Below are 16,766 nucleotides of genomic sequence, written 5' to 3' on the forward strand. Positions count from 1 at the left end.
GTCTGCACGAAGAGCGATCCTCACATTTCCGGACCAGGAGACGAGAATGTCCGCTGTACCTAACGAAGTGATGAAGTATGTCGCCGCCGAGCGTGACGACGATCCGCAGGAAACCGTTGAATGGCTCGAGGCGCTCGACGGCGTGATCTCCTCCGTCGGCACTGGTCGTGCGCACTACCTGATCGAGAAGCAGATCGAATTCGCGCGCGTGCGCGGCGAGCACCTGCCGTTCTCGGCTACCACCCCCTACATCAATACGATTCCGGTCGAAGCCCAGGCGAAGATCCCCGGCGACCAGGAAATCGAGCACAAGATCCGCTCGTACACGCGCTGGAACGCGCTCGCGATGGTGCTGCGCGCGGGCAAGGACACCAACGTCGGCGGCCACATCGCGTCGTTCGCATCGGCCGCGACCCTCTACGACGTCGGCTACAACCACTTCTGGCACGCGCCGTCCGAGCAGCATGGCGGCGACCTCGTGTTCGTGCAGGGCCACTCGTCGCCGGGCGTGTACTCGCGCGCGTTCCTGCTCGGCCGCCTGAAGGAAGAGCAGCTCGACAACTTCCGTCAGGAAGTCGGCGGCAACGGCATCTCGTCGTATCCGCACCCGTGGCTGATGCCGGACTTCTGGCAGTTCCCGACCGTGTCGATGGGCCTCGGCCCGATCATGGCGATCTACCAGGCGCGCTTCATGAAGTATCTGCAGGCGCGCGGCATCGCGAAGACGGAAGGCCGCAAGGTGTGGGCGTTCCTCGGCGACGGCGAGACGGACGAGCCGGAATCGCTCGGCGCGATCGGCATGGCGAGCCGCGAGAAGCTCGACAACCTCGTGTTCGTGATCAACTGCAACCTGCAGCGTCTCGACGGCCCGGTGCGCGGCAACGGCAAGATCATCCAGGAGCTGGAATCGGAATTCCGCGGCGCCGGCTGGAACGTGATCAAGGTGATCTGGGGCAGCCGCTGGGATGCGCTGTTCGCGCGCGACAAGACGGGCGTGCTGATGCGCCGCATGATGGAAGTCGTCGACGGCGAGTACCAGACGTACAAGTCGGAATCGGGCGCGTTCGTCCGTGAGCACTTCTTCAACACGCCGGAACTGAAGGCGCTGGTCGCCGACTGGTCCGACGACGACATCTGGGCGCTGAACCGCGGCGGCCACGATCCGCACAAGATCTACGCGGCATTCCACGAAGCCAGCAACTCGCAGGGCGCGCCGACCGTCATTCTCGCGAAGACCATCAAGGGCTACGGGATGGGCGAGTCGGGCCAGGCGATGAACATCACGCACCAGCAGAAGAAGCTGCCGGTCGAGCAGCTGAAGAAGTTCCGCGACCAGTTCCGCCTGCCGATCACCGACGAGCAGATCGCCGACGTGCCGTACATCAAGTTCGAGGAAGGCTCGAAGGAGCTCGAATACATGCGCAAGCAGCGCATGGACCTCGGCGGCTACCTGCCGCAGCGCCGCGAGAAGGCGACGTCGCTGCCGGTGCCGGCGCTCGACGCGTTCGAGCCGCTCTTGAAGGGCACGGGCGAAGGCCGCGAGATCTCGACGACGATGGCGTTCGTGCGGATCCTGAACATCCTGCTGAAGGACAAGGCGCTCGGCAAGCGCGTCGTGCCGATCGTCCCGGACGAGTCGCGCACGTTCGGCATGGAAGGCCTGTTCCGCCAGATCGGCATCTGGAACCAGCAGGGCCAGAAGTACGTGCCGGAAGATTCCGACCAGCTGATGTTCTACAAGGAATCGGAAACCGGCCAGATCCTGCAGGAAGGCATCAACGAAGCGGGCGGCATGTGCGACTGGATCGCGGCGGCGACGTCGTACTCGACGCACGGCGAGATCATGGTGCCGTTCTACATCTTCTACTCGATGTTCGGCTTCCAGCGGATCGGCGACCTCGCATGGGCCGCGGGCGACATGCGCTCGCGCGGCTTCCTGCTCGGCGGCACCGCGGGCCGCACGACGCTGAACGGCGAAGGCCTGCAGCACGAAGACGGCCACTCGCTGCTGTGGGCGGCGTCGGTGCCGAACTGCGTGAGCTACGACCCGACCTTCGGCTACGAGCTCGCGGTGATCATCCAGGACGGCCTGCGCCGCATGGTGCAGGACCAGGAAGACGTGTACTACTACATCACGGTGATGAACGAGAACTACGAGCACCCGGCGATTCCGCAGGGCGAGCACGTGGCGGCCGACATCATCAAGGGCATGTACGCGTTCAGGAAGGCCGACGCCGGCAAGAAGGCGCCGCGCGTGCAGCTGCTCGGCGCGGGCACGATCTTCAACGAAGTGATCGCCGCCGCCGACCTGCTGGAGAAGGACTGGGGCGTCGCCGCCGACCTGTGGAGCGTGCCGAGCTTCACCGAGCTCGCGCGCGAGGGCCATGAGGTCGAGCGCTGGAACCTGCTGCATCCGACCGACGAGCGCCGCCTGTCGCACGTGCAGAAGTGCCTGAAGGACACGCAGGGCCCGGTCATCGCGTCGACCGACTACGTGCGCGCGCTGGTCGACCAGATCCGCGGCCAGATCGATCGCCGCTTCGTCGTGCTGGGCACCGACGGCTACGGCCGCTCGGACACCCGCGCGAACCTGCGTCACTTCTTCGAAGTCGACCGCTACTGGGTCACGGTCGCGGCGCTCAACGCGCTCGCGGACGAAGGCACGATCGACCGCAAGGTCGTCGCCGATGCGATCGCGAAGTACAACCTCGATCCGTCGAAGCCCAACCCGATGACCGTTTAACGCACACGCGCCGTGTGATGCCGCGCGCCGCTTCCGGGAGGGGCGCGCGCGGCTCTGGAGACACAAAAAGATGAGTCAAGCGATCGAAGTGAAGGTGCCGGATATCGGCGATTACAAGGATGTGCCCGTCATCGAGGTGCTCGTGAAGGCGGGCGACACGGTCGAGCCCGAGCAGTCGCTCGTCACGCTCGAATCGGACAAGGCGACGATGGACGTGCCGAGCCCGTCGGCCGGCACGGTCAAGGAAGTGAAGGTGAAGGTGGGTGATGCGGTGTCGGAAGGCTCGCTGATCATCCTGCTCGAAGGCGGCGCCGCCGCGCAGCCGAACGGCGCGGCCGCGCCCGCCGCGGCCCCGGCGGCTGCAGCGCCCGCGGCGCCCGCGGCGCCCGCTCCGGCGCCGGCAGCCGCACCGGCCGCAGCCGGCGGCGTGCTCGAAGTGAAGGTGCCGGACATCGGCGACTACAAGGACGTGCCGGTGATCGAGATCGGCGTGAAGGTCGGCGACACGGTCGAGAAGGAACAGTCGCTCGTCACGCTCGAGTCCGACAAGGCGACGATGGACGTGCCGAGCCCGGCCGCCGGCGTGGTGAAGGACATCAAGGTGAAGGTCGGCGATGCGGTGTCGGAAGGCACGCTGATCGTGCTGCTCGAGGCCGCCGGTGCACCGGCGGCCGCAGCGGCGCCGCAGGCGAGCGCGCCGGCGGCAGCCGCCGCTCCGGCCCCGGCCGCCCCGGCGCCCGCGCCGAAGGCCACGCCGGCACCGGCTGCGGCACCCGCACCGGCCGCAGCGCCGGCCGGCGAATATCGCGCCAGCCACGCGTCGCCGTCGGTGCGCAAGTTCGCGCGCGAGCTCGGCGTCGACGTGGCGCGCGTGCAGGGCAGCGGTCCGAAGGCCCGCATCACGAAGGAAGACGTCACGAACTTCGTGAAGGGCGTGATGACCGGCCAGCGCGCGGCGCCGGTCGCAGCGGCCGCGCCGGCAGGCGGCGGCGAGCTGAACCTGCTGCCGTGGCCGAAGGTCGACTTCGCGAAATTCGGCCCGTTCGAGGCGAAGCCGCTGTCGCGCATCAAGAAGATCTCGGGCGCGAACCTGCATCGCAATTGGGTGATGATCCCGCACGTCACGAACAACGACGAAGCGGACATCACCGATCTCGAAGCGCTGCGCGTGCAGCTGAACAAGGAGCACGAGAAGGCGGGCGTGAAGTTCACGATGCTCGCGTTCGTGATCAAGGCGGTCGTCGCCGCGCTGAAGAAGTTCCCGACCTTCAACGCGAGCCTCGACGGCGACAACCTCGTGTTCAAGCAGTACTACCACATCGGTTTTGCCGCGGACACGCCGAACGGCCTCGTCGTGCCGGTGATCCGCGATGCGGACAAGAAGGGCCTCGTCGAGATCGCGAAGGAAATGGCCGAGCTGTCGAAGGCCGCGCGCGAAGGCAAGCTGAAGCCGGACCAGATGCAGGGCGGCTGCTTCTCGATCTCGTCGCTCGGCGGGATCGGCGGCACCCACTTCACGCCGATCATCAACGCGCCGGAAGTGGCGATCCTCGGCCTGTCGCGCGGCCAGATGAAGCCGGTGTGGGACGGCAAGCAGTTCGTGCCGCGGCTCACGCTGCCGCTGTCGCTGTCGTACGACCATCGCGTGATCGACGGCGCGGAAGCCGCGCGGTTCAATGCGTATCTCGGCGCGTTGCTCGCGGATTTCCGTCGCATCATTCTTTGATGAGAAGAGGGGCTCGCGGGGGCGTGCGTTTTTCGTTTTTGTCGGTGCGCCCCGTACTGTCGTTGAACCTGTTTTGCATGCGGTCTGCTGGCGTCGCCCCTGCGCGGGGCGGCGGTCACTTTTCTTCGTCTTGCCAAAGAAAAGTAACCAAAAGAAAGGCGCGTCCTTGGGCGGACCGCAAAGGTGGTCCTGCCCATGCCCCCGTTCTCCAGTCAGGCCGTAGTTCACTCGCGAGTTTCTCCCTCTCTCTGTCTGCAGTTAACAAGAAGGGGACAGTAATGAGTCTCATCGAAGTCAAGGTTCCGGATATCGGCGATTTCAGCGGCGTCGATGTCATCGAAGTCAACATCAAGCCGGGCGACGTGATCGAAAAGGAGCAGACGCTCCTCACGCTCGAATCCGACAAGGCGTCCATGGAAGTGCCGAGCGACGTCGCCGGCACTGTCAAGGAAATCAAGGTCAAGGCCGGCGACAAGGTCTCGCAAGGCACGGTGATCGCGCTCGTCGAAGCGTCCGCAGGGGCAGCCGCACCCGCACCGGCAAAAGCACCAGAGCCTGCCAAGCCCGTCGCGGCCGCGGCACCGGCAGCGGCTCCGGCACAGGCCGCAGCCGCCTCGGCACCCGCGCCGCAAGCCGGCAGCTACGGCGGCTCAGTCGACATCGAGTGCGACATGCTCGTGCTCGGCGCCGGCCCCGGCGGCTACTCGGCCGCGTTCCGCTCGGCCGATCTCGGCATGAAGACCGTGCTCGTCGAGCGCTATTCGACGCTCGGCGGCGTGTGCCTGAACGTCGGCTGCATTCCGTCGAAAGCGCTGCTGCATACCGCGCTCGTCATCGACGAAGCGGAAGCGCTCGCGTCGCACGGCATCTCGTTCGGCAAGCCGGAAATCGACCTCGACAAGCTGCGCGACTTCAAGTCCGGCGTCGTGAAGAAACTGACGACGGGTCTCGCCGGCATGGCGAAGGCGCGCAAGGTCGAGGTCGTGACGGGCGTCGGCGCGTTCGTCGATCCGCATCACATGGAAGTGCAGGGCGACGGCGGCAAGAAGGTCGTGAAGTTCAAGCAGGCGATCATCGCAGCCGGCTCGCAGTCGGTGAAGCTGCCGTTCCTGCCGGATGATCCGCGCATCGTCGATTCGACCGGCGCGCTCGAGCTGCGCCAGCTGCCGAAGCGGATGCTCGTGATCGGCGGCGGCATCATCGGCCTCGAAATGGCCACCGTCTACGCGACGCTCGGCGCCGAGATCGACGTCGTCGAAATGCTCGACAACCTGATGAACGGCGCGGACCGCGACCTCGTCAAGGTCTGGGAAAAGTACAACGCGAAGCGCTTCGGCAACGTGATGCTGAAGACCAAGACGGTTGGCGCGGAGGCGAAGGAAGACGGCATCTACGTGAAGTTCGAGGGCGAGAAGGCGCCGGCCGAGCCGCAGCGCTACGACCTCGTGCTGGTCGCGGTCGGCCGCAGCCCGAACGGCAAGAAGATCGGCGCCGACAAGGCGGGCGTCGCGGTCACGGATCGCGGCTTCATCGACGTCGACAAGCAGATGCGCACCAACGTGCCGCACATCTTCGCGATCGGCGACGTCGTCGGTCAGCCGATGCTCGCGCACAAGGCCGTGCACGAAGGCCACGTCGCGGCGGAAGCGGCGCACGGCGAGAAGGCCTACTTCGATGCGCTGCAGATCCCGTCGGTCGCGTACACCGATCCGGAAGTGGCATGGGCCGGCAAGACGGAAGAGCAGTGCAAGGCCGAAGGCATCAAGTACGGCAAGGCGGTGTTCCCGTGGGCCGCGTCGGGCCGCGCGATCGCGAACGGCCGCGACGAAGGCTTCACGAAGCTGATCTTCGACGAGGAAACCCATCGCGTGATCGGCGGCGGCATCGTCGGCCTGAACGCGGGCGACCTGATCAGCGAAGTGTGCCTGGCCGTCGAAATGGGCGCGGACGCGGAAGACATCGGCAAGACGATCCACCCGCACCCGACGCTCGGCGAATCGATCGGCATGGCGGCCGAGCTGTACGAAGGCGTCTGCACGGACCTGCCGCCGCAGCGCAAGAAGTAACGCATCGCTGCAATGCCGCCGGCGCCGCCGCGCGCCGGCACAGCAAAACGGCGCTTCCCGCAAATCGGGGAAGCGCCGTTTTTTTGCGTTTGTTCAGTCGGGGGCGGGGCGACGCTGTCCGGATGATCGCGCAAGGACCGGACGCAGCAGAGCCGTCAGGACCGTCGAACTCGCGCAGCCGCATCGGTCGCGCCCCAAAAAAGAAAAGCCGCGCTGGGCGCGGCCTTTCCGGAGCGACGGAAGTGCTGGCTTACGCAGCCGGCTTGGTTGCGCGGCGCGATGCAGCGGCGCTGGCAGCCTTCGTTGCAACGGCGGCGGCGGCGTTGAAATTCGTTTCGGCGATCTCGACCGCTTGCTTCGCAGCCTTCTGCACGGTTTCGTACGTCGTGCTCGCGGCGTTCAGCGCCGACTTCAGCGCGGCGACGGCCGTTTCCGAACCGGCCGGCGCGTTCTTCGCGACGTTGTCGACGAGTGCCTGGACCTTCTTGTTCTGCTCTTCGTACTGCGCTTCCGCGACCTTCGCGAATTCGGCCTGCGTGGCCGACGCGATTTCATACACGTGACGGCCGTATGCCAGCACCTTTTCCGCGACCGGCTGCGTGAGGCTCGCCTGCAGCGCGATCAGTTCCTGTGCATCCTTCACCGACAGCAGGCGCTGCGCGTTTTCCTGCGTCTCGGCGAGCGTCGACTTCACGACTTGCACGTTCAGTTCGATCAGCTTCTCGATGCCTTCGAACGCCGTCGTGGTCAGACCGAACAGGCTTTCGAGGTTGGCTTTCTGTGCGGCGGCGATTTGCTCGGGGGTCAGCAAAGACATGTCAAGCTCCTGAAAGGCGATCGCGACGATCGCAAGGATAAAGGGCACTACGATGGGGAACCACGGATGCGCGTGCTTTGTGCAACGCAGCAATGGAACCTATTTTAGGGCAGAAGGAGCCAATGTCAAGCACTTTTTGTGCGTTGCACAATCGCGACAATTTATCGACAAAACAACGAGTTATCGTCGCATCAAGGAAACGGTTCCACGCGCTTTCCCACATGGTGCGCACGCACCGCGCGCACGCCGGCCGCACCAGGATCGCGCGCAGGTAAACCTGACAGGGGGGTGGAACGTTGTGCTCTTGTTCTTGTCGAAAAGCGCGCCGTTTCGCGCGGCCGGGACGAAGTGCCTTCGTCATGGCCCGACACGCGCTCAGTTTGGCGCTCCGAGCGCCGGATACGTAGTTTCCCCGCTTTAAAACGCCCTAAAAGTGACGTTATCTCAATTAACCGAGGGGTAATCGGGATACGAGCACTGTGGGGCTGTGCACCCGTCATGATTTTTTTTGATGGGGGCGGGGGCGTCGATCGATCGAAGCTTCAACGACGCTTACAATCCGGTTTAAAGACGATCGGTAAGTGCCTAATATTGCTTATTTTTTCAGCCTTAACTACACTTGCGGAAACCTCCCGCCGCTTTGTCCAGACCCCAATGAAAGCCGAATCGTTTTCACCGCGCAGAATGTTGCAGAGCATGGCGCTCGGCACGGCGGTGTCGGTTGCCGTCGCCTTGCTGGCGGCCACTGCCACCATGACGCCTGCTGACGCTTTTGCCGCCACTGCGAAGAACCACCAAGCCGCCAAGAAGAAAGCGACTGCTTCGTCCGCGAAGAAGTCGGTGAAATCGGCGTCCGCCGACGACGCGCCGCGCGCGAAATCGGCACGCAAGCGCGCGACGCTTGCCGCGAACGTGCGCCACCACGGCGCGGTGCGCCGGGTTGCGTTCCAGCCGCGCCAGCCGTCCGTCGGCCAGGCGTTCGGGCTGCACGACACGCCCGATGCGCTCGCGCTGCGCTCGAGCGTCGCATACGTCGTCGACCAGAACAGCGGCGAGCCGCTGTTCGACAAGAATTCGCATGCGGTCGTGCCGATCGCGTCGATCACGAAGCTGATGACGGCGATGGTCGTGCTCGACTCGAAGCTGCCGCTGACCGACCAGATCGAAGTCACCGACGAGGATCGCGACTACGAGAAGGGCACCGGCTCGCGCCTGTCGGTCGGCTCGGTGCTGTCGCGCGAAGACATGCTGCACATCGCGCTGATGGCGTCCGAGAACCGCGCCGCGGCGTCGATGTCGCGCTACTACCCGGGCGGCCGTCCGGCGTTCGTCGCCGCGATGAACGCAAAGGCGAAGGCGCTCGGCATGGCCGATACGCACTTCGAGAACTCGACCGGGCTGTCGAGCCAGAACGTGTCGAGCGCGCGCGACCTCGTGAAGATGGTCAACGCGGCGTACCAGTATCCGCTGATCCGCAAGTTCTCGACCGATCGCAGCTACGAGGTGTATACGGGCAAGCGGAACCTGGCCTACAACAGCACGAACGCGCTGATTCGCGGCAACAACTCGTGGGACATCGGCCTGCAGAAGACCGGCTTCATCAACGAAGCCGGCGAGTGCCTCGTGATGCAGGCGACGATTCACGACCGACCGATGGTGATCGTGCTGCTGGATTCGTTCGGCAAGTATTCGCGCTTCGCCGATGCGGCGCGGCTGCGCAACTGGCTCGACGCCGGCGGCGGCGAGCGCCTGACGGCGGCCAATGCGTCGAACGGCGGCACCTGATGAGCCGCAGCCAGCAAAAAGCCCCGCGTCGCGGGGCTTTTTTTCGTCCGATGAATCGCGCGGCGGCGGTTCAGGCTTGCCGCTGCAGGCCGTCCAGTTCCTTCGCGTTTTCCGGCCGGTAGCCGAGCGATTCCGAGATGGTCAGCGCGGTGCGGCTCAGCTGGCCGAGCCATGCGTCCTGCAGGCGATCGGCCGGCGCCGACAGCGACAGGCCCGCGACAAGCTTGCCCGAGTCGTCGTAGATGCCCGCCGCGATGCAGCGCACGCCCAGCTCCAGTTCCTCGTTGTCGCGCGCACATGATTGCTGGCGGACGATCGTCAGTTCACGCTCGAGCTTCGCGATGTCGGTGATGCTGTTCTGCGTGTGGCCGGCGAGCCCGGTGCGCGTCGCATACGCGCGCACCCGCGACGTTTCGTCGGCCGCGAGGAACAGCTTGCCGACCGACGTCAGGTGCAGCGGCGCGCGCCCGCCGATCGCGCGCACGACCTGCATCCCCGAGCGCTCCGAATAGGCCCGCTCGATGTAGACGATCTCGTCGCCTTGCCGCACCGACAGGTTGACCGTCTGCCCGGTGAGGCGGTGCAGCTCGCGCATCGGCATCAGCGCCGCGTCGCGCACCGACAGGCGCGCCTTTACGAGGTTGCCGAGTTCGAGCAGCCGCATTCCGAGACGGTACGTGCCCGGATCGGAGCGGTCGACCAGGCGGCAGGTCACCATGTCGTTGAGGATACGGTGCGCGGTCGACGGATGCAGCTCGGTGCGCTGCGCCAGTTCTTTCAGGCTGACGGGGTCGCTGTGCGCGGCGAGCGCGTCCAGCAGCCGCATCATGCGTTCGATCACCTGGATCGACGTTTTGGAATCCGGGGTCGGGTTGGTCATGTCGGGAATCGGTTGCTGCGTCATGCGCTGTTCCGCCGATTGTATCTCGTATCGTGAAAAAAGCGAACGGCGTTCGAGGAAGTCCTCGCATCGGTTCGTGGCGGCCGCGCCGCGCGCGGCGGCGTTGGTCCTGCCGGGCAAACGGCGGATAATGAGAGCCGTTTTCTCGAAGGAGCGCCTATGCGAGTCGGTTTGTTCGTGACCTGTCTGGTCGATCTGATGCGTCCCGAAATCGGTTTTTCCACGCTCAAGCTGATTCGCGACGCGGGCTTCGAGGTGATCGTGCCGCCGGCGCAAACCTGCTGCGGCCAGCCGGCCTACAACTCCGGCGACCGCGCGCTCGCGCGCGATCTCGCCGAGAAGACACTGCGCGAGTTCGAGCAGTTCGACTACGTCGTCGCGCCGTCGGGTTCGTGCGGCGGGATGATCCGCACGCACTACGGCGACCTGTTCCGCGACGATCCCGAATTGATGGGGCGCTATTCCCGATTCCAGCAGAAGGCGTACGAACTGACCGACTTCCTCGCGAACGTTGCGAAGGTCACGCTCGAACGCGGCGAATTCGCGGGGCCGGTCACGTACCATGATTCGTGCTCCGGGCTGCGCGAGCTCGGCGTGAAGGCGCAGCCGCGCGCGCTGCTCGCGCAGCGCGGCGTCGCGGTCACCGAGATGAAGGACTGCGAGCACTGCTGCGGCTTCGGCGGCACGTTCGCGGTCAAGTACGGCGACATCTCGGCGGCGATCGCGGACGAGAAATGCGCGAACGTGCGCGCATCGGGCGCGGGCGCCGTCGTGCTCGGCGATCTCGGCTGCATGCTGAACATCGAAGGGCGGTTGCGCCGCACGGGCGACCGCGACACGCGCGTGCTGCACATCGCGCAGGTGCTGGCGGGCGACGTCTGACGCCCGGGTCCGCTCACTTTCTCCCCCGATACCGCGATGCAAGTCCAATCGATGCATTTCAAGGCGCGCGCCGGCCAGAAGCTGGCCGACCAGCGCCTGCAGCAGAACCTGAAGAAGCTGTCGACGAAGTTCGTGTCCGCGCGGGCCGACGCGATGACGCAGATCGACTTCCCGGCGACGCGCGCGGCGCTCAAGGCGCGCCGCAATCGCGCGCTCGAGAACCTCGACGCGTGGCTCGAAGCGTTCGAGCGCGAGGCGACGCGCCGCGGCACGACGGTGCTGTTCGCCGAAACGACGGCCGACGCCGCGCGCCTCGTCGCCGACATCGCGCGCCGTCACGACGTGAAGAAGGTGATCAAGACCAAGTCGATGGTGTCGGAGGAGATGCGCCTGAACGAGGTGCTCGGCCAGATGGGCGTGCAGTCGATCGAGACGGATCTCGGCGAGTACATCCTGCAGATCAACGACAACGAGCCGCCGAGCCACATCATCGCGCCCGTCGTGCACAAGGACAAGGACGAGATCGCCGACCTGTTCGCGCGCACCCATCACCGCGAGCGCCTCACCGAGATTCCCGACATGACGCGCGAGGCGCGCGAGGTGCTGCGTCCGCACTTCCTGTCGGCCGACATGGGCGTGACGGGCGGCAACTTCGTGATTGCCGAGACGGGCTCGGTCGCGCTCGTCACGAACGAGGGCAACGAGGGGATGTGCACGGTAATGCCGCGCGTGCACGTCGCGGTGACCGGCATCGAGAAGGTGCTGCCGACGCTCGAGGATCTCGCGACCGCGATGCGCCTGCTGCCGCGCTCGGCGACCGGCCAGAAGACGTCGAACTACTTCTCGCTGCTGACCGGGCCGCGCGGGCCGGGCGACGAGGACGGTCCGGAGCACATGTACGTGGTGCTCGTCGACGGCGGCCGCACCGGCCTCATCGGCGGCGAATTCCAGGAGATGCTGCGCTGCATCCGCTGCGGCGCCTGCATGAACCATTGCCCCGTGTATCAGAAGGTCGGCGGCCACGCCTACGGCTGGGTCTATCCGGGGCCGATGGGGTCGGTGCTGACGCCGAGCTACGTCGGCCTCGACCGCGCGCTCGACCTGCCGCAGGCGGCGACGCTGTGCGGCGAGTGCGACAGCGTCTGCCCGGTCGGGATCCCGCTGTCGCACCTGCTGCGCACGCTGCGCGAGAAGCAGGTCGAGCGCCGCCTGCGGCCGTGGCGCGAACGCGCGGCGCTGGCCGCGTGGGGCTTCGCCGCGCGCCGCCCGACGCTTTATGCGCTGACGACGAAACTCGCGGTGCGCATCCTCGAGCGGCTCGGCGGCGGGGGCGGCATGCTGCGGCGCCTGCCGATGATGGGCGGCTGGATGGCGACGCGCGATCTGCCGGCGCCGACCGGGCGCACGTTCCGCGAGCTGTACGCCGCGTCGCGCAGCCATCTCGGCTGAACGCCGCGCGACTGTTCATCCGGCGGCAACACTGAGTTCACTATTTACGTATTTATCCTGATAGATGCGGTCTATAGAATCTGGCCTGTAGTCCCCGGGAGAGGGTTCCGGGGACGTCAGGTCAAGGAGGTCGCATCATGAAAAAGACAATATCGATGTACTGGCCGTTGGCGATCGTCGTGCCGCTCGCGGCTGCCGCTTATCTGCATGCCGTCGGCGACGCGCCGTCGCGGGGGCCGCTCGCAGTGCACCAGGCATCCGCCGAGCTGGCGCGTGCCGTGTCGTTCGGGCTGGTCGGCGACGTGGCGAAGCCGTTGCCCGCCGCAGCCGGCAGCGTCGTGCTCGCCGCACCCAAGGCGCTTTGACGCAGGTCGCCGTCGCGTGGCGCGACGGCGCGATTCCGGGCGCCTTTGTATAATGGCGTGTTCTTCGTTTACGCGGTCCGCCGCGGCCTTCCGGTAGTGCGATGACCCGCGTTGCGATCTGTTTCGTCTGTCTCGGCAACATCTGCCGTTCCCCGACCGCCGAGGGCGTGATGCGCCATCAGGTGGAAGCCGCCGGGCTGGCGGGCCGCATCGACGTCGATTCGGCCGGCACCGGCGACTGGCACGTGGGCGAGCCGCCCGACGCCCGTGCCCAGGCGGCAGCGCGCACGCGCGGCTACGACCTGTCGGCGCTGCGTGCGCGCCAGGTGAGCGCAGCCGATTTCGAGCGCTTCGACCTGCTGCTGGCGATGGACGAAGCCAATCTCGCGGAATTGCGCCGGCGCTGCCCCGAGCAGCATCGCGACAAGGTGCGGCTGTTGATGGAATTCGCGCCCGGTGCGGCGGCGTCCGAGGTCGCCGACCCGTATTTCGGCGGCGCGCAAGGCTTCGAGCAAGTGCTCGACCAGTGTGAAGCCGCGTGCCGCGGCTTGCTGGACACGCTGCGCCCGCGCGTGCCGCGCTGACTTCGGCTGGTTTTCATTAACCGTTTCGCGAATACCCTGTCGAAGACAGGGATACTTGACTAAAATCGTCAAATATTTATACTTGACCAAAATCGTCAAGATTGCAGTCCCCTGACACCACCATGAGACTCACCACCAAAGGCCGTTTCGCCGTCACGGCGATGATTGACTTGGCACTGCGCCAGGAGCAGGGCCCGGTGACGCTTGCAGGCATCAGCCAGCGCCAGCGGATTTCGCTCTCGTACCTCGAACAGCTGTTCGGCAAGCTGCGCAGACACGAAATCGTCGAGTCCGTGCGCGGGCCGGGCGGCGGCTACAACCTCGCGCGCCGCGCACAGGACGTCACCGTCGCCGACATCATCATCGCGGTCGACGAGCCGCTCGATGCCACGCAGTGCGGCGGCAAGGGCACGTGCGACGGCTCGAAGCAGCCCGATGGCCACTGCATGACGCACGAGCTGTGGGCGACGCTCAACCAGAAAATGGTCGAATACCTCGATTCGGTATCGCTGCAGGATCTCGTCGATCAGCAGCGCACGCGCGAGGGCGCGCCCGCGGTGCTGCGCGACCGGCGCGCGCCGGAGCCCGTCGCCGCGCCCGCCGAGCCGGTGCGCACGATGCCGCTCGGCCCGAATTCGGTGTTCAACATCGCAAGTTCGTGAGCGAGAAGCCAGCCCGCTGACACCCTATAACGCATAGTCCCTGCACAGAATACCCGGAGCGACAGATGACCCAAGAGACTCTCCACCTGCCCATCTACATGGATTACAGCGCGACGACGCCGGTCGATCCGCGCGTGGTCGACAAGATGGTGCCGTATCTGCGCGAGCAGTTCGGCAACCCGGCGTCGCGCAGCCACGCATACGGCTGGGACGCGGAGCGCGCAGTCGAAGAGGCGCGCGAGCAGGTGGCCGCACTCGTGAACGCCGATCCGCGCGAGATCATCTGGACGTCCGGCGCGACCGAATCGGACAACCTCGCGATCAAGGGCGCCGCGAATTTCTACAAGGGCAAGGGCAAGCACATCGTCACGGTGAAGACCGAGCACAAGGCCGTGCTCGACACCTGCCGCGAGCTCGAGCGCGACGGCTTCGAAGTCACCTATCTGGACGTGAAGGAAGACGGTCTGGTCGACCTCGACGTGTTCAAGGCCGCGCTGCGCCCGGACACGATCCTCGTGTCGGTGATGCACGTGAACAACGAGATCGGCGTGATCCAGGACATCGAGACGATCGGCGAGATCTGCCGCGAGAAGGGCATCGTCTTCCACGTCGACGCCGCGCAGGCGACCGGCAAGGTCGAGATCGACCTCGCGAAGCTGAAGGTCGACCTGATGTCGTTCTCGGCGCACAAGACCTACGGCCCGAAGGGCATCGGCGCGCTGTACGTGCGCCGCAAGCCGCGCGTGCGCATCGAGGCGCAGATGCACGGCGGCGGCCATGAGCGCGGGATGCGCTCGGGCACGCTGCCGACGCACCAGATCGTCGGCATGGGCGAGGCGTTCCGCATCGCCCGCGAAGAAATGGCGACCGAGAACGAGCGCGTGCGCATGCTGCGCGACAAGCTGCTGCGCGGCCTGTCGCAGATCGAGGAAACGTATGTGAACGGTGACATGGAGCACCGTATCCCGCATAACCTGAACATCAGCTTCAACTTCGTCGAAGGCGAGTCGCTGATCATGGCGATCAAGGACGTCGCGGTGTCGTCCGGCTCCGCGTGCACGTCGGCGTCGCTGGAGCCGTCGTACGTGCTGCGTGCGCTCGGCCGCAACGACGAGCTCGCGCACAGCTCGATCCGCTTCACGGTCGGCCGCTTCACGACGGAGCAGGAGGTGGACTACGTGGTCAATCTGCTGAACAGCAAGATCGCGAAGCTGCGCGAACTGTCGCCGCTTTGGGAAATGCACCAGGAAGGCATCGATCTGTCGACGATCGAATGGGCCGCGCACTGAACACTGCATTGAATGCACACGCGGGCGGATTGGCGCACGCAGACGTAACGAGTCAAGGAGTCTGAGTCATGTCTTACAGCAACAAGGTTCTGGATCACTACGAAAACCCGCGTAACGTCGGCTCGTTCGCGAAGGACGACGACGCGGTCGGCACCGGCATGGTGGGCGCGCCGGCCTGCGGCGACGTGATGAAGCTGCAGATTCGCGTCGGCGCGGACGGCGTGATCGAAGACGCGAAGTTCAAGACCTACGGTTGCGGTTCGGCGATCGCGTCGAGCTCGCTCGTGACCGAATGGGTGAAGGGCAAGACGCTCGACGAGGCGCTTTCGATCAAGAACACGCAGATCGCCGAGGAACTGGCGCTGCCGCCGGTGAAGATTCACTGTTCGATCCTTGCCGAAGACGCGATCAAGGCGGCCGTGGCCGACTACAAGAAGCGTCACGACGTCAAGGAAGGCGATCAGGCAGCCGCCTGAGCGGAATCGAGCGACCAGCTGGAACGCCGCGCACCGCGATCGGCGCGCGGCGGCAAGGACATCATGGCAATTACACTGACCGAAAAAGCAGCGCAGCACGTCCAGAAGTATCTGGTCCGGCGCGGCAAGGGGCTGGGCCTGCGGCTCGGCGTTCGCACGACCGGGTGCTCGGGCCTCGCGTACAAGCTCGAGTATGTCGATGACCTCGCGCCCGAGGATCAGGTGTTCGAAAGCCATGGCGTGAAGGTCGTCGTCGATCCGAAGAGCCTTGCGTACATCGACGGCACCGAGCTCGATTTCGCGCGCGAGGGCCTGAACGAAGGGTTCAAGTTCAACAACCCGAACGTGAAGGACGAGTGCGGCTGCGGCGAATCGTTCCGCGTGTGACGCGGGATGCCGCGCGAAGCGGGCAACAGGCGGCGCGTGCCGCCTTTTTAATGCGCGGCGAATGCCCGCGCGACGAATCGGAATTGAACGCGACGATGGTCTCGCTGAAAGACAGCCACTTCGACCTGTTTCACCTGCCGGCGCAGTTCGCGCTCGACGACGCGGCGCTCGACGCCGCTTACCGGACCGTGCAGACGCAGGTGCATCCCGACCGCTTCGCGGCGGCCGGCGACGCGCAAAAGCGCATCGCGATGCAGTGGGCGACGCGGGCGAACGAGGCATACCGGACGCTGCGCGATCCGCTGAAACGCGCCACCTACCTGCTGTCGCTGCGCGGCGTGGATATCGGCGCGGAAAACAATACCGCGATGGAACCGGCGTTCCTGATGCAGCAGATGGAGTGGCGCGAAGGCATCGAGGATGCCGCGGCCGCGCGCAACGTCGACGCGCTCGATGCGCTGCTCGCCGAGCTGCGTGACGAAAAGCGCGCGCGCCTCGAGCGCCTCGGCACGCTGCTCGACAGCGGCGCCGACCAGGCCGCCGCCGAGGCCGTGCGCCAGCTGATGTTCATCGAGCGGGTCGCGTCGGAAGTGGGCGCGCAGATCGAGCGTCTCGAAACTTAACCGCGTGCCTT

At 65.9% G+C, this 16,766-nt stretch carries 15 protein-coding genes; 13 read left to right on the forward strand and 2 right to left on the reverse strand.

Going from position 1 to position 16,766, the window contains the following annotated elements; all coding sequences use genetic code 11:
- The first annotated feature begins 46 nt into the window (after positions 1-46).
- The 3 genes from aceE to lpdA all read left to right on the forward strand — a co-directional run bounded on the left by aceE (position 47) and on the right by lpdA (position 6,535).
- Positions 47-2,743 carry a pyruvate dehydrogenase (acetyl-transferring), homodimeric type gene (aceE, locus tag WJ35_RS01405; protein WP_029226490.1) on the forward strand — a complete coding sequence of 899 codons (2,697 nt, stop codon included), beginning with the start codon at positions 47-49 and terminating at the stop codon, positions 2,741-2,743.
- A 70-nt stretch (positions 2,744-2,813) separates the two neighbouring features.
- Positions 2,814-4,469 (forward strand): dihydrolipoyllysine-residue acetyltransferase, encoded by a 1,656-nt coding sequence (gene aceF / locus WJ35_RS01410; protein ID WP_069238643.1) that lies wholly within the window; start codon positions 2,814-2,816, stop codon positions 4,467-4,469.
- Between the two features lie 278 nt (positions 4,470-4,747).
- Positions 4,748-6,535, forward strand: a complete 1,788-nt coding sequence (gene lpdA / locus WJ35_RS01415) for a dihydrolipoyl dehydrogenase (protein ID WP_069238644.1) — start codon at positions 4,748-4,750, stop codon at positions 6,533-6,535.
- Positions 6,536-6,785: 250 nt separating this feature from the next.
- On the opposite strand, the gene WJ35_RS01420 is transcribed toward lpdA, so the two are convergent.
- Positions 6,786-7,352 (reverse strand): phasin family protein, encoded by a 567-nt coding sequence (locus WJ35_RS01420; RefSeq protein WP_042584655.1) that lies wholly within the window; start codon positions 7,350-7,352, stop codon positions 6,786-6,788.
- Positions 7,353-8,006: 654 nt separating this feature from the next.
- On the opposite strand from WJ35_RS01420, the gene pbpG reads away from it, so the two are divergent.
- Positions 8,007-9,137, forward strand: a complete 1,131-nt coding sequence (gene pbpG, locus WJ35_RS01425) for a D-alanyl-D-alanine endopeptidase (protein WP_060238231.1) — start codon at positions 8,007-8,009, stop codon at positions 9,135-9,137.
- A 70-nt stretch (positions 9,138-9,207) separates the two neighbouring features.
- Here pbpG and WJ35_RS01430 read toward each other — a convergent pair whose 3' ends face one another.
- On the reverse strand, positions 9,208-10,017 hold the full coding sequence (locus WJ35_RS01430) for an IclR family transcriptional regulator (protein WP_010091944.1): 810 nt from the start codon (positions 10,015-10,017) through the stop codon (positions 9,208-9,210).
- 180 nt (positions 10,018-10,197) lie between these two features.
- Here WJ35_RS01430 and WJ35_RS01435 point away from each other — a divergent pair, with 180 nt between their 5' ends.
- The 9 genes from WJ35_RS01435 (at position 10,198) to hscB (ending at position 16,755) form a co-directional block, all read left to right on the forward strand.
- Positions 10,198-10,920, forward strand: a complete 723-nt coding sequence (locus WJ35_RS01435; protein WP_060238234.1) for a (Fe-S)-binding protein — start codon at positions 10,198-10,200, stop codon at positions 10,918-10,920.
- A 36-nt stretch (positions 10,921-10,956) separates the two neighbouring features.
- Complete coding sequence (locus tag WJ35_RS01440; RefSeq protein ID WP_060238237.1) at positions 10,957-12,369, forward strand: lactate utilization protein B; 1,413 nt, start codon at positions 10,957-10,959, stop codon at positions 12,367-12,369.
- Between the two features lie 137 nt (positions 12,370-12,506).
- The gene (locus WJ35_RS01445) at positions 12,507-12,734 is read left to right on the forward strand and encodes a hypothetical protein (protein ID WP_060238240.1); all 228 of its coding nucleotides are present in this window, start codon (positions 12,507-12,509) and stop codon (positions 12,732-12,734) included.
- Positions 12,735-12,835: 101 nt separating this feature from the next.
- Positions 12,836-13,318, forward strand: coding sequence for a low molecular weight protein-tyrosine-phosphatase (locus tag WJ35_RS01450; protein ID WP_060238244.1), 483 nt, complete (start codon positions 12,836-12,838; stop codon positions 13,316-13,318).
- Positions 13,319-13,440: 122 nt separating this feature from the next.
- Complete coding sequence (iscR, locus tag WJ35_RS01455) at positions 13,441-13,980, forward strand: Fe-S cluster assembly transcriptional regulator IscR (protein ID WP_042584372.1); 540 nt, start codon at positions 13,441-13,443, stop codon at positions 13,978-13,980.
- Positions 13,981-14,045: 65 nt separating this feature from the next.
- Positions 14,046-15,269 carry an IscS subfamily cysteine desulfurase gene (locus WJ35_RS01460; protein ID WP_010091951.1) on the forward strand — a complete coding sequence of 408 codons (1,224 nt, stop codon included), beginning with the start codon at positions 14,046-14,048 and terminating at the stop codon, positions 15,267-15,269.
- Positions 15,270-15,337: 68 nt separating this feature from the next.
- The gene (gene iscU / locus WJ35_RS01465) at positions 15,338-15,745 is read left to right on the forward strand and encodes a Fe-S cluster assembly scaffold IscU (protein ID WP_010091952.1); all 408 of its coding nucleotides are present in this window, start codon (positions 15,338-15,340) and stop codon (positions 15,743-15,745) included.
- 63 nt (positions 15,746-15,808) lie between these two features.
- Positions 15,809-16,132 carry an iron-sulfur cluster assembly protein IscA gene (gene iscA / locus WJ35_RS01470; RefSeq protein ID WP_010091953.1) on the forward strand — a complete coding sequence of 108 codons (324 nt, stop codon included), beginning with the start codon at positions 15,809-15,811 and terminating at the stop codon, positions 16,130-16,132.
- 95 nt (positions 16,133-16,227) lie between these two features.
- Positions 16,228-16,755: a Fe-S protein assembly co-chaperone HscB gene (hscB, locus tag WJ35_RS01475; protein ID WP_060238340.1), complete on the forward strand. Its 528-nt coding sequence runs from the start codon at positions 16,228-16,230 to the stop codon at positions 16,753-16,755.
- Positions 16,756-16,766 lie beyond the last annotated feature (11 nt).

This window comes from Burkholderia ubonensis, assembly GCF_001718695.1.
Lineage (GTDB): Bacteria > Pseudomonadota > Gammaproteobacteria > Burkholderiales > Burkholderiaceae > Burkholderia > Burkholderia ubonensis_B.

Bases quoted from the DNA above. Each gene is read 5' to 3' on its own strand.
- aceE (WP_029226490.1), top strand. From the start codon at position 47: ATGTCCGCTGTACCTAACGAAGTGATGAAGTATGTCGCCGCCGAGCGT.
- aceF (WP_069238643.1), top strand. From the start codon at position 2,814: ATGAGTCAAGCGATCGAAGTGAAGGTGCCGGATATCGGCGATTACAAG.
- lpdA (WP_069238644.1), top strand. From the start codon at position 4,748: ATGAGTCTCATCGAAGTCAAGGTTCCGGATATCGGCGATTTCAGCGGC.
- WJ35_RS01420 (WP_042584655.1), bottom strand. From the start codon at position 7,352: ATGTCTTTGCTGACCCCCGAGCAAATCGCCGCCGCACAGAAAGCCAAC.
- pbpG (WP_060238231.1), top strand. From the start codon at position 8,007: ATGAAAGCCGAATCGTTTTCACCGCGCAGAATGTTGCAGAGCATGGCG.
- WJ35_RS01430 (WP_010091944.1), bottom strand. From the start codon at position 10,017: ATGACCAACCCGACCCCGGATTCCAAAACGTCGATCCAGGTGATCGAA.
- WJ35_RS01435 (WP_060238234.1), top strand. From the start codon at position 10,198: ATGCGAGTCGGTTTGTTCGTGACCTGTCTGGTCGATCTGATGCGTCCC.
- WJ35_RS01440 (WP_060238237.1), top strand. From the start codon at position 10,957: ATGCAAGTCCAATCGATGCATTTCAAGGCGCGCGCCGGCCAGAAGCTG.
- WJ35_RS01445 (WP_060238240.1), top strand. From the start codon at position 12,507: ATGAAAAAGACAATATCGATGTACTGGCCGTTGGCGATCGTCGTGCCG.
- WJ35_RS01450 (WP_060238244.1), top strand. From the start codon at position 12,836: ATGACCCGCGTTGCGATCTGTTTCGTCTGTCTCGGCAACATCTGCCGT.
- iscR (WP_042584372.1), top strand. From the start codon at position 13,441: ATGAGACTCACCACCAAAGGCCGTTTCGCCGTCACGGCGATGATTGAC.
- WJ35_RS01460 (WP_010091951.1), top strand. From the start codon at position 14,046: ATGACCCAAGAGACTCTCCACCTGCCCATCTACATGGATTACAGCGCG.
- iscU (WP_010091952.1), top strand. From the start codon at position 15,338: ATGTCTTACAGCAACAAGGTTCTGGATCACTACGAAAACCCGCGTAAC.
- iscA (WP_010091953.1), top strand. From the start codon at position 15,809: ATGGCAATTACACTGACCGAAAAAGCAGCGCAGCACGTCCAGAAGTAT.
- hscB (WP_060238340.1), top strand. From the start codon at position 16,228: ATGGTCTCGCTGAAAGACAGCCACTTCGACCTGTTTCACCTGCCGGCG.